This is a genomic window from Aeromonas sp. YN13HZO-058 (assembly GCF_001921245.1).
GTDB classification, from domain to species: Bacteria; Pseudomonadota; Gammaproteobacteria; order Enterobacterales; family Aeromonadaceae; genus Aeromonas; species Aeromonas allosaccharophila.
The window spans coordinates 88,889-100,313 of the sequence record NZ_MQSY01000056.1; the positions used below are offsets into that span (position 1 = coordinate 88,889).

Consider the following 11,425-nt stretch of genomic DNA (forward strand, 5'->3'; position numbering starts at 1 on the left):
CCAGAATATGTGAATAGAGAAAACAGGAGAGCGGGAGCTTCATGCTCCCGCCCGGTTATCAGATCTTGCCGTGACTTAGATTTTGCAAGCCCCGCCAGCGCAACCGTCATCTTGCAGATCGGTCTGGGCATCGTCTGCACCATCACGGGTGTTGTGATAGTACAGGGTCTTGAGGCCGTATTTGTAGGCGGTCAGCAAGTCCTTGAGCAGCTGTTTCATCGGCACCTTGTTGCCTTCGAAACGGGCCGGGTCGTAGTTGGTGTTGGCGGAGATCGCCTGATCCACAAACTTCTGCATGATACCGACCAGCTGCAGGTAGCCGTCAACGCTCGGTTGCTTCCAGAGCAATTCGTATTGATCTTTCAGGCGATCATACTCGGGCACCACCTGTTTGAGAATGCCGTCTTTGGAGGCCTTGACCGAGACCAGGCCGCGCGGCGGCTCGATGCCGTTGGTGGCGTTGGAGATCTGGCTGGAGGTCTCGCTCGGCATCAGGGCAGTCAGGGTAGAGTTGCGAAGACCCACGGACTTGATCTCTTCACGCAGGCTTTCCCAATCCAGATGCAGTGGCTCGTTGCACAGTACATCCAGATCCTTCTTATAAGTATCGATAGGCAAAATGCCTTGGGCGTAGGTGGTCTCGCCAAACAGCGGGCAGGGGCCGAACTCGCGGGCCAGCTGCACGGAGGCTTTCAGCAGATAGTACTGAATGGCCTCGAAGGTGCGGTGAGTCAGCGCCAGACCGGAGCTGTCGGAGTAGCGGGCACCGTTTTTGGCCAGGTAGTAGGCGTAGTTGATGACGCCGATCCCCAGGGTGCGACGACCCATGCTGCCCTTCTTGGCGGCGGCAATCGGGTAGTCCTGATAGTCGAGCAGGGCATCGAGGGCACGCACGGCCAGATCGGCCATCTCTTCCAGATCTTCCAGCTTCTCGATGGCACCGAGGTTGAAGGCGGAGAGGGTGCACAGGGCGATTTCGCCACTCTCGTCGTCGATGTTGTTGAGCGGCTTGGTCGGCAGCGCAATTTCGAGGCAGAGGTTGGACTGGCGTACCGGCGCCACGCTCGGGTCGAACGGGCTGTGGGTGTTGCAGTGATCGACGTTCTGGATGTAGATGCGACCGGTACCGGCACGCTCCTGCATCATCAGGGAGAAGAGGTCTACCGCTTTCAGGGTCTTCTTGCGAATGGCCGGATCCTGCTCGTACTTGACGTAGAGCGCTTCGAACTTGTCCTGATCCGCGAAGAAGGCATCGTACAGACCCGGCGCATCGGACGGGGAGAACAATGTGATGTCACCGCCCTTGATGAGGCGCTGGTACATCAGCTTGTTGATCTGCACGCCGTAGTCCATGTGACGAACACGGTTCTCTTCCACGCCGCGGTTGTTCTTCAGTACCAGCAGGCTCTCGACTTCGGTGTGCCACAGCGGGTAGAACAGGGTCGCGGCACCGCCGCGCACGCCGCCCTGGGAGCAGCACTTCACCGCAGTCTGGAAGTATTTGTAGAAGGGGATGCAACCGGTGTGGAACGCTTCGCCGCCACGGATGGGGCTGCCCAGACCGCGGATGCGACCGGCGTTGATGCCGATACCGGCGCGCTGGGAAACGTAACGCACGATGGAGCTGGCGGTGGCGTTGATGGAGTCCAGGCTGTCATCGCACTCGATCAGCACGCAGGAGCTGAACTGACGGGTCGGGGTGCGCACGCCGCTCATGATCGGGGTCGGCAGCGAGATCTTGAAGGTCGAGACCGCATCATAGAAGCGCTTGATGTAGTCCAGACGGGTATCTTTCGGATACTTGGAGAAGAGGCAGGCCGCAACCAGCATATAGAGGAACTGCGGGCTCTCGTAGATCTCGCCGGTGACGCGGTTCTGCACCAGATATTTGCCTTCCAGCTGTTTGACCGCAGCGTAGGAGAAATCCATATCGCGCCAGTGATCCAGATGGGTGTTTAGCGCTTCGAATTCGGCCTGGGTGTAGTCTTCCAGCAGGTGTTTGTCGTACTTGCCCATGTCCACCAGACGAGCCACGTGCTGGTAGAGGTGGGGCGGTTCGAATCGACCGTAGGCCTTCTTGCGCAGGTGGAAGATGGCCAGACGGGCTGCCATGTACTGGTAGTCCGGGGTCTGCTCGGAGATGAGGTCAGCCGTCGCCTTGATGATGGTTTCGTGAATGTCGGCGGTACGGATGCCGTCATAGAACTGGATGTGGGATTTGAGCTCTACCTGGGAGACCGACACGTTGTCGAGACCCTCGGCGGCCCAGTCCAGCACGCGGTGAATTTTATCCAGATCGATGGGTTCTTTGTGTCCGTTACGCTTCGTCACAAACAAGTTCATTGGCTGATGACCTTCAGTTGATTCCCGAAAAACCATCGCACAATGGCACCACCCTGGCCCCGGCGGTGTGCGGGAGTTGGGTAGAGATTGTGCGATGAATCACAAGATGTAGTGTTATTTTAAGTTCGAGCTACAAGATAGTGAGGTCAGCCCGCCATTGCAATGTGTGGATAAGTGACGAGCTGTGGATAAATTGTGAGTCTTGCCCCATCAGTTAGTGACCGCTCACAGTGAGCGGGTTTTCATTCGTCCACTCCGCTAAATGCAAGTCTCACGATCGAAGATGGAAAATTTAAATAACTTTTTTTGCTTGCGAAACGGGGGGCTTTTTACTAGCAAACGGCGGCTGATTATCCCTTATGCAACAAGGGTCAAAAGCTGTCCACTTGTCGCAGCTGCGGGCTTAGCGTGGCAAGGGCTTTGCATCTGACGATGGCGGTTTGTGGCCAGTCTGTGAAGGCTGCGTGCTTGTCAAATGGGTATCCAACAGCCGGTAAGCTGCCTTTATTATCCATGAATAGAGGTGTGATGGCGGCGCAGGTTGTGAGAGCGTATGAGAGCGTAAATGAAGAGGTTCAAGAGGGCGGGGAGTCTCTCTCCGCCCCGTTATTGCACGTTACTTGATAAGGCTGTGCGGTCACACCTTGGCCGTCAGCTCGTAGCGCAGCCAGTGGTGCAGAGCCTGCACGGTATCGAAGTGCAGATCGGCGCCCCACGCGGCAGGATCCTCGTTATCGCTCAGATAGCCCCAGCCAGCGACCGCAGTGCGCATGCCCGCATTGCGGCCCGCCTCGATATCCCGCACATGATCCCCCACATAGAGGCAGTGAGCCGCCTTGACCCCCAGCTTCTCGCAGGCAAAGAGCATGGGGGCGGGGTCGGGCTTGCGTACCGGCAGGGTATCGGCGCTGACCGTCACGCCGCAGCTGGCAAGCTGCGGCAGGGCTGCCAGCAGCGGCTCGGTGAGAAAGGCCGGCTTGTTGGTGACGATGCCCCAGGGCAGCGCTTTTTCATCCAGCCACTCGATAAGATCCACCATTCCCTCATAGGGGCGGGTACCGACGCAGAGGTTGGCCGCGTAGTAGTCGAGCAGGGCATTGCGTAGGCGCGTGGCCCCCAGCTCTTCAAGCAGTTCGTCGCCGAGCCCTGCCTTGAGCAGCCCGAGCGCTCCGTGGGAGGTGGTCTGACGAATAATGTCGTCAGAGAGCGGCGCAAAGCCTTCGCTTATCAGCACGTGATTGACGGCGGCGCCGAGATCCGGGGCCGTGTCGAGCAGGGTGCCGTCCAGATCAAACAGCACGCAGCGCAGAGGCACAGGGTGAGAGGCGCTCATCAGCTGTGCTCCGGGCGGACAAACTCCACCATATAGTTGACGTCGACATTCTTGCCGAGCTTGAACTGGTTGGTGAGGGGGGCGTAGTGGACGCCGCTCATGTCCCGCACCAGCAGGCCAGCTGCTTCCCCCATGCGACACAGTTCGGCCGGGGTGATGAACTTTTTGTGGTCGTGGGTCCCCTTGGGCACCATCTTCATCAGGTATTCGGCCCCGAGGATCATCATCAGATAGGCCTTCGGGTTGCGGTTGATGGTGGAGACAAACACCCGTCCGCCCGGGCGAACCAGGGTCGCGATGGCGCGCAGCACGGAGGCCGGGTCCGGCACATGCTCCAGCATCTCCATGCAGGTGACCACGTCATACTGGCCGGCGGCCTCCAAGGCGTGTGCTTCGGCGGTGATCTGGCGATATTCGAGCTCGACACCCTGTTCCAGGGCGTGCAGGCGGGCGACCCCGAGCGGCTCCTTGCCCATGTCGATGCCGGTGACCCTGGCGCCACGGCGGGCCATGCTCTCGGAGAGAATGCCACCACCACACCCGATATCGAGCATGCGCTTGCCAAACAGACCGCCACTTTTGTCGGTGATCCAGTCAAGGCGTACCGGATTGATTTGATGCAAGGGTTTGAATTCACCTTCCATGTCCCACCAGCGGGAGGCGATGGCGTCAAACTTGGCGATTTCTGTCAGATCGACATTGGCGTCACTGTGCATTTTTCGAAGATCCTGTGGCCGGGCGCCCGGTTATGAGTCATGGGCGCAATCTATTGTCCTGGCGGGCATTATAACGGACGGACTTTGTCACACCAGCCCGATCTGATACCCGATTTGTGGCTTAAGGTATTTGGCTCAGTGTGTTACCATGTCGCGCTGTTTAAGCCAAAGAACAACTAATTAGGGATAAGGCTTTCTATGAGCGATCTGGCCAGAGAGATCACGCCGGTCAACATCGAAGAAGAGCTCAAGAGTTCCTATCTTGATTACGCCATGAGCGTGATCGTAGGACGAGCTCTGCCGGATGTGCGTGATGGCTTGAAACCGGTTCACCGCCGCGTTCTGTTTGCAATGAACGAGTTGGGGAACGACTGGAACAAGCCCTATAAAAAATCGGCCCGTGTGGTCGGTGACGTAATCGGTAAATATCACCCGCACGGCGATATCGCTGTGTATGACACCATTGTCCGGATGGCGCAGGATTTCTCCATGCGTTACATGCTGGTCGATGGTCAGGGCAACTTCGGTTCAGTCGACGGCGACAGCGCCGCGGCCATGCGTTATACCGAAGTGCGGATGGCCCGCATCTCCCACGAGTTGCTGGCTGATCTGGACAAAGAGACCGTGGACTGGGTGCCGAACTATGATGGCACCGAGATGATCCCGGCTGTCATGCCCACCAAGGTTCCCAACCTGTTGATCAACGGCTCCTCCGGTATTGCGGTGGGCATGGCGACCAACATTCCGCCTCACAACCTCACCGAGATAGTCAATGGCTGTCTGGCGTTGATTGAGAATGGCGACCTCACCATCGATGAGTTGATGACCTATATCACTGGGCCTGATTTCCCCACCGGCGGCATCATCAACGGTCGTTCCGGCATCGTGCAGGCTTACCGCACCGGTCGTGGTTCCGTCTATGTGCGCGCCAAGGCCGAAGTGGAAGTGGACGACAAGACCAGTCGCGAGACCATCATCGTTCACGAGCTGCCTTATCAGGTGAACAAGGCGCGGTTGATCGAAAAGATCGCCGAGCTGGTCAAAGAGAAGAAAATTGAGGGCATCAGTGCCCTGCGCGATGAGTCTGATAAAGACGGCATGCGCATTGTTATCGAGATCAAACGTGGCGAGTCTGGCGAGATTGTGCTGAACAATCTCTACAAGCACACCCAGCTGCAAACCACGTTCGGCATCAACATGGTGGCGCTCGATAACAACCAGCCGAAGGTGATGAACCTTAAAGAGATCCTGGATGCGTTCCTGTTGCACCGCCGTGAAGTGGTGACTCGCCGGACCGTGTTCGAACTGCGCAAGGCGCGGGATCGGGCCCATATCCTTGAAGGTCTGGCGGTTGCGCTGGCCAACATCGATCCCATCATCGAGCTTATTCGCCACAGTGCGACGCCGGCCGATGCCAAAGCGGGCCTGGTTGCCAAGGGCTGGGAACTCGGCAATGTGGCGTCCATGCTGGAGAAAGCGGGCGACGACGCCGCGCGGCCAGAGTGGCTGGAGCCACAGTTCGGCATCCGTGAAGGTCAATACTTCCTGACCGAACAGCAAGCCCAGGCCATCCTTGACCTGCGTCTGCACAAGCTGACCGGCCTCGAGCACGAGAAGATCCTGGAAGAGTACCAATCTCTGCTGGATCTGATCGCCGAGCTGCTGCACATCCTGGCGAGCCCGGCTCGTCTGATGGAAGTGATCCGCGATGAGCTGCTGGCCGTGCGCGAGCAGTATGGCGACGAGCGTCGCACCGAGATCAGCATGTCCAGTGCCGAGATCAACATCGAAGATCTGATCACCCCGGAAGACGTGGTGGTTACCCTGTCTCACCAGGGCTATGTGAAGTATCAGCCGCTCTCCGACTACGAGGCCCAGCGCCGCGGTGGTCGTGGCAAGTCGGCCACCCGGATCAAGGAAGAGGACTTTGTGGAACGTCTGCTGGTGGCCAACACCCACGACACCATTCTGTGCTTCTCCACCCGCGGCAAGGTCTACTGGCTCAAGGTTTACCAGCTGCCGGAAGCGTCCCGTGGCGCCCGTGGTCGTCCGATCATCAACCTGTTGCCGCTGGAAGAGGGTGAGCGTATCACCGCCATCCTGCCGGTGAAGGAATATGATGCCGAGAAGTATGTGTTCTTCGCCACCGCCAACGGGACCGTGAAGAAGACCAGCCTCTCTGACTTCAGCCGTCCGCTCTCCTCCGGTATTCGTGCCATCAACCTCAAAGAGGGTGATGAGCTGATCGGGGTGGATATCACCGATGGCAGCAACGAGATCATGCTCTTCTCCGATGCGGGCAAAGTCGTTCGCTTCGCGGAAGGCAGCGGTCGCGCTGATGCGGATGTCAGCGATGACGTTGAAACCGACGACGATGCCGGCAATGACGATGATGGCAGCGACAATGGCGAAGGCACCGAAAGCAAGGGCACCTTCAAGGGCGTGCGTCCGATGGGTCGTACCGCAGCCGGTGTGCGCGGCATCAAGCTGGGCGCCGGTGACAAGGTGGTTTCCCTCATCGTTCCGCGCGGAGTTGGAGCTATCCTCACTGCGACCGAGAACGGTTACGGCAAACGTACCGCACTCGACGAGTACCCGACCAAGAGCCGTGGTACCCAGGGCGTTATCTCCATCAAGGTGGATGAGCGCAATGGCAAGGTGATCGATGCGATCCAGGTCGAAGATACCGACCAGATCATGCTGATCACCAACGGCGGCACCCTGGTGCGTACCCGTGTTGCCGAGGTGAGCGTCATTGGCCGTAACACCGGCGGTGTCCGTCTGATCCGTACTGGTGAAGATGAGACCGTGGTTGGCCTGCAGCGCATCGCCGAGAGCGACGAAGACGAGAACGAGAACGACGCTCTGGCCGTGGACGGTGAGGTATCTGAAGGTACCGATACCGCGACTGGCACTGATGCGGTCGATGCAGGGGAAGCGGGCGACGAGTAATCGTCTTCGGTTTACCTGAGCAACTTCTCTGATCAAAAAGAGCGACCCTGGTGGTCGCTCTTTTTATTTGTCTGCTTTTTACGACTGCCAGATAAAAGTAGGGCAGGGTGCTGGCCTGATCACTCCTGCAGCCACATTCTGGCGCTGCGGGCGGGCATGGCGACCCGTACCCACTGGCTCTGCACGTTGATCACGGCACCTTGGTCGAGCACGTCCCGATAATTGCGATACCAGTTCATCTCGAACCTGGCGGTATCGAACCAATACTCCTGCTCGTAGTCGCACTTGTTGATGCCGACCAGCCCCAGCTTGCCCCGTTTGAACAGCACAAAGCAGTCGCCGCTGCCGATCAGCTGCATCGGTTGACCCTGCAGCGCATTGTGGAAGCGGATCATTCCCTTGAGATCGGCGCGCTGGTAGTAATCCTGCCAGCGCAAGCCATCCTTGGCCTGGGTCTCGCCATGATCGGAGTAGACCAGCGGCGAGCCACCGTCGCGGCCGAGCAGGTAGGCATAGGCCAGCTTCTCGTCAGTTTGGCTCAGGATCTGATAGCGGAAGCCATCGTTGGTGGGGATGTCGTGGGTCACGGCAAAGGTGACGGCGCGGCTACCCGGCAGCGCCTGACCATAGGCGCCCGGATCTGCCAGCAGGTTCATGCTGCCGCCATACCCCAACGCCCCGCGCAGGGCGGCAAACAGCGGAAAGTCATAGGCACCCTGACCGCTGTTGTCGAGGTAGGGTTTGAGGAAGCGCTCGTAATCGGTGCTGCCGGCGCCCCCTGTGGTGATCACCTCGCCAAACACATGCATCCCCTGTTTGATCTCGGGGGTGAACACGGCATTGATCTGGTAATCGCTCATGTGTTTGACCGCATCGACCCGAAAGCCCTTGATCCCCATCCCCTTGAGCGCCTTGAGATAGGCCTGCTGCTGGCTTACTACCCAGTTGTTGGGATCCAGGTCCGGCAGCCCCTTGTCACCGGCGCCGCCACACAGGCGCCAGTACTGGACATGACCCGGATCGCTCCAGTCACTGATGCACCCTTCGGGATGAAAATCGGCGGCGGCCAGCAGGTTTTGCCCCAGATCGCCAAACAGCTTCTGGCGCTCGAAATAGGCCGGGTTGGCGGCGTACTGGCCGAGCAGTTCGCTGCCGGGGTAGTTGAGGTCCTGGCGCTTCCAGCTCTCGTTGGCCATGTGGTTGAGCACCACATCGGCATAGACGGCGATACCGCGAGCCTTCATGGCGGCGATCAGTTGCTCGAGCTCCTGCTTGTTGCCAAGGGGGGAGTCGACAAGGCGCAGATCCTGCGGCTGGTAACGGGCCCACCACTCGTTGCCCGAGGACTTCAGGGGCGGTGAGATGAGTACCTGTTTGTAACCGGCCGACTTGATAAGGTCGGCTTTGGCCGTCACTTCACTGTACTTCCAGTTGAAGGCGTGCAGTATGACATCGGCGTGCGCCAAGGGAGCGATCAGCATGCCTGCGATCGCCCAGATTCCCGCTGTGTGTTTCATTATTGTGTCCCTGTTTTTATACATGCCTGAATGGGCAAGCCAGCTTTGGCGGGAACAAGGTGGGCTGCAATCCACAACCTGCAGATTTGTGACCGCTTTCAGGGTTATTTCGCCGAATATGTGAGCTGTTTCGGCTTTTCCCCGCCACGGCCCGTTGCCTGTTTACAAGTGATTTTTTTGTCATTTCCCTGTCATCCCCAGCCGCTATCCTGCCGAGCGAGTGGTGCGCCGTTGCCATCACCTTCACCGTCAGGAGCTGCATATGACCAGTTGGATCACGTGGGAAATTTGGTGGAGCCGGGTATGGGGAGCGTCAGAGGTGCCGCAGTATGGAGAGGATGAGCACGAAGTAGCCCATGAACCCTCGCGACTGCCGGTTGAAATGGTGCAACAGGGGCGGGATCAGCGCGCAGGCTAAGGTGTTACCTCCGGATTCCCGGATAGCGCTTTCTTGTGGCGACATGGCTACTTCGTTGGCCAATTTGGAAAATTAGGAAAGCGGGGTTTCCACAGGATGTGTCGCGGCAGGTCTTCCTCTCGACCTCTTGGCTGGCAAGGGTTGTACATTTGATGTATGAAGGGCGTAAGAGGGGGGGGGGATTAGAAGAGCGACAACTGCTCCCCGGGGCGGATAAACCCATCCAGCCTGAGCTGAATATGGCGTTTGCCAAGTCCAAGGCGCTTGCTGATAAGGCGAAAGCGCTGGGCCAGCAGATCGGCAAAATGCCCCTCACCGCGCATGCGGGTGCCGAAGGCGGTACTGTTGAGCCCGCCANGTCCAAGGCGCTTGCTGATAAGGCGAAAGCGCTGGGCCAGCAGATCGGCAAAATGCCCCTCACCGCGCATGCGGGTGCCGAAGGCGGTACTGTTGAGCCCGCCACCGCGGCTGGCTCGCAACTGATTCAAAATAGCCTCCTTCTGGCTCGGATAGTGGGTATCGAGCCAGTCACCAAATAGCGGTGCCAGCTCATGGGGTAATCGCAGCAGGATGTAATCGGCGCAGCTGGCGCCAGCCTCGGCGGCCGATTTGATGATCTGCTCCAGCTCCGGCTCATTGAGCCGCGGGATCATGGGGGCGGCCAGTACCCCTACCTGCACGCCAGCAGTGGCCAGCTTTTCGATCACTTTCAAGCGCCCTGCGCCCGTGCTGGCGCGGGGCTCCAGCTGTCGCCGCAGGGTTTCGTTCAAGGTCGTCACCGACACCATCACCTGACACAGTCCCTCTCTGGCCAGCTCGGTCAACAGATCAAGGTCGCGCAAGATCATAGCGCTCTTGGTAATGAGCCCGACCGGATGGCGATGGGCCAGCATCACTTCCAGCAACTGCCGGGTGAGGCGATAGCGCTGCTCGATGGGTTGATAGGGGTCGGTATTGGCGCCAATGACGATGGTCTGTGGCTGATAGGACGGTTTGGCAAACTCCCGACGTAGCAGATCGGCTGCATTGCGTTTGGCAAACACCTTGCTCTCGAAATCGAGGCCGGGGGAGAGCTCCAGATAGGCGTGACTGGGTCTGGCATAGCAGTAGATACAGCCATGTTCACACCCCTGATAGGGGTTGATGGAGCGACCAAAGGGGACATCCGGCGAGCTGTTGTAGCTGATGATGCTGCGTGCATCGATCTCCCGCACTTCGGTGCCGGGCACAGAGGGAGTGAAAGCGGCATCCCAACCGGACGATTGCCAGCCATCGTCGACCGCTTCGACAAGGGGGCCGCTAAAACGGTGATCGATATTGAGGGGGCTGCCTCGTCCTGCCATGGTGCGCACCGATGCTGTTTATATATACAGTCATTTTGCAGGCACCCCGGATAAATGACAACTACTGCTGAGCGAGCGGGTGCAAAAAGGGTTGTTGCAGGGATCTCTTGCTTGATTGCGGCGCTACATTTCGTTTACATAGACGAAATGAGAACTGGATCACGGAAATCATCATGAGACCTACAACTTCCCGCTGGCTGTTTATCGGTCTGCTTGCCCTGGTTATCTTGCGCTTGATCCCGCTCTCCACCGAGCAGGAGATGGCTGCAGCCAACCGTGCCTGGCGTACCGGTCACTTCGATGAGGCAACCCGGATCTGGTTGCCATTGGCAGAACAAGGACAACCAAGGGCGCAGGCGCTGATGGGCTGGAGTCATGAGGTGGGGCAGGGGAGCGAGCAGGATATCCATCAGGCCATCAGCCTCTATCGCCAGTCGGCGCAGGCGGGGGATCCCTTCGGCCAATATCGACTGGCCGATGCCTATCTGCGCGGCGCCGGTGTGAAGCGGGATCTGCTCCAAGCCTTTCACTGGATGGATCTTGCTGCACGTAATGGCGATGTCCCGGCCATGCTGAAAGTCGGCGTACTTCATCTGATGGGGGTCAGCGGCAGGGTCGATCTGCCTCAGGCGAAACAATGGCTCTATCAGGCGGCGCAAAAGGGCAACAAGCTGGCGCTTCAGGTGCTGCAGGAGCTGGCGCTGGTCGAGGAGGGCCGCAGTAGCTTTGACTTCAACGGGCAATCCCTGCTTGGCGAATAGTCGGCAAGCGACTCATTTGGCTGTAGAAAATATCTGCAAATC

The 11,425-nt window shown here is 58.7% G+C and carries 8 protein-coding genes; 3 read left to right on the forward strand and 5 right to left on the reverse strand.

What is annotated here, in order from left to right; genetic code table 11:
* Positions 1 to 75: 75 nt before the first annotated feature.
* The 3 genes from nrdA to ubiG form a co-directional block, all read right to left on the reverse strand.
* Complete coding sequence (nrdA, locus tag BSP75_RS13790) at positions 76 to 2,343, reverse strand: class 1a ribonucleoside-diphosphate reductase subunit alpha (protein WP_075113574.1); 2,268 nt, start codon at positions 2,341 to 2,343, stop codon at positions 76 to 78.
* Positions 2,344 to 2,980: 637 nt separating this feature from the next.
* Positions 2,981 to 3,676, reverse strand: coding sequence for an HAD-IA family hydrolase (locus tag BSP75_RS13795; RefSeq protein WP_075113575.1), 696 nt, complete (start codon positions 3,674 to 3,676; stop codon positions 2,981 to 2,983).
* Positions 3,676 to 4,392, reverse strand: coding sequence for a bifunctional 2-polyprenyl-6-hydroxyphenol methylase/3-demethylubiquinol 3-O-methyltransferase UbiG (gene ubiG / locus BSP75_RS13800; RefSeq protein WP_075113576.1), 717 nt, complete (start codon positions 4,390 to 4,392; stop codon positions 3,676 to 3,678). The genes BSP75_RS13795 and ubiG overlap by 1 nt, the downstream gene beginning before the upstream one ends.
* Positions 4,393 to 4,590: 198 nt before the next feature.
* On the opposite strand from ubiG, the gene gyrA reads away from it, so the two are divergent.
* A complete protein-coding gene (gene gyrA, locus BSP75_RS13805; protein WP_075113577.1) occupies positions 4,591 to 7,344 on the forward strand; it encodes a DNA topoisomerase (ATP-hydrolyzing) subunit A in 2,754 nt (917 codons plus the stop codon).
* A gap of 119 nt (positions 7,345 to 7,463) precedes the next feature.
* Here gyrA and BSP75_RS13810 read toward each other — a convergent pair whose 3' ends face one another.
* On the reverse strand, positions 7,464 to 8,861 hold the full coding sequence (locus BSP75_RS13810) for an alpha-amylase family protein (protein WP_075113578.1): 1,398 nt from the start codon (positions 8,859 to 8,861) through the stop codon (positions 7,464 to 7,466).
* Between the two features lie 262 nt (positions 8,862 to 9,123).
* On the opposite strand from BSP75_RS13810, the gene BSP75_RS21830 reads away from it, so the two are divergent.
* Positions 9,124 to 9,279, forward strand: coding sequence for a hypothetical protein (locus BSP75_RS21830; RefSeq protein WP_162851499.1), 156 nt, complete (start codon positions 9,124 to 9,126; stop codon positions 9,277 to 9,279).
* A 182-nt stretch (positions 9,280 to 9,461) separates the two neighbouring features.
* Here the strand turns inward: BSP75_RS21830 and BSP75_RS13815 are convergent, their stop codons facing one another.
* A complete protein-coding gene (locus tag BSP75_RS13815; RefSeq protein ID WP_253186635.1) occupies positions 9,462 to 10,622 on the reverse strand; it encodes a PA0069 family radical SAM protein in 1,161 nt (386 codons plus the stop codon).
* 173 nt (positions 10,623 to 10,795) lie between these two features.
* Here BSP75_RS13815 and BSP75_RS13820 point away from each other — a divergent pair, with 173 nt between their 5' ends.
* Positions 10,796 to 11,383, forward strand: a complete 588-nt coding sequence (locus BSP75_RS13820; RefSeq protein WP_075113579.1) for a tetratricopeptide repeat protein — start codon at positions 10,796 to 10,798, stop codon at positions 11,381 to 11,383.
* The last annotated feature ends 42 nt before the right edge of the window (positions 11,384 to 11,425 follow it).

What these genes read in the sequence shown, in the direction of transcription:
- nrdA (WP_075113574.1), bottom strand. Translation starts at nt 2,343, where the DNA reads ATGAACTTGTTTGTGACGAAGCGTAACGGACACAAAGAACCCATCGAT.
- BSP75_RS13795 (WP_075113575.1), bottom strand. Translation starts at nt 3,676, where the DNA reads ATGAGCGCCTCTCACCCTGTGCCTCTGCGCTGCGTGCTGTTTGATCTG.
- ubiG (WP_075113576.1), bottom strand. Translation starts at nt 4,392, where the DNA reads ATGCACAGTGACGCCAATGTCGATCTGACAGAAATCGCCAAGTTTGAC.
- gyrA (WP_075113577.1), top strand. Translation starts at nt 4,591, where the DNA reads ATGAGCGATCTGGCCAGAGAGATCACGCCGGTCAACATCGAAGAAGAG.
- BSP75_RS13810 (WP_075113578.1), bottom strand. Translation starts at nt 8,861, where the DNA reads ATGAAACACACAGCGGGAATCTGGGCGATCGCAGGCATGCTGATCGCT.
- BSP75_RS21830 (WP_162851499.1), top strand. Translation starts at nt 9,124, where the DNA reads ATGACCAGTTGGATCACGTGGGAAATTTGGTGGAGCCGGGTATGGGGA.
- BSP75_RS13820 (WP_075113579.1), top strand. Translation starts at nt 10,796, where the DNA reads ATGAGACCTACAACTTCCCGCTGGCTGTTTATCGGTCTGCTTGCCCTG.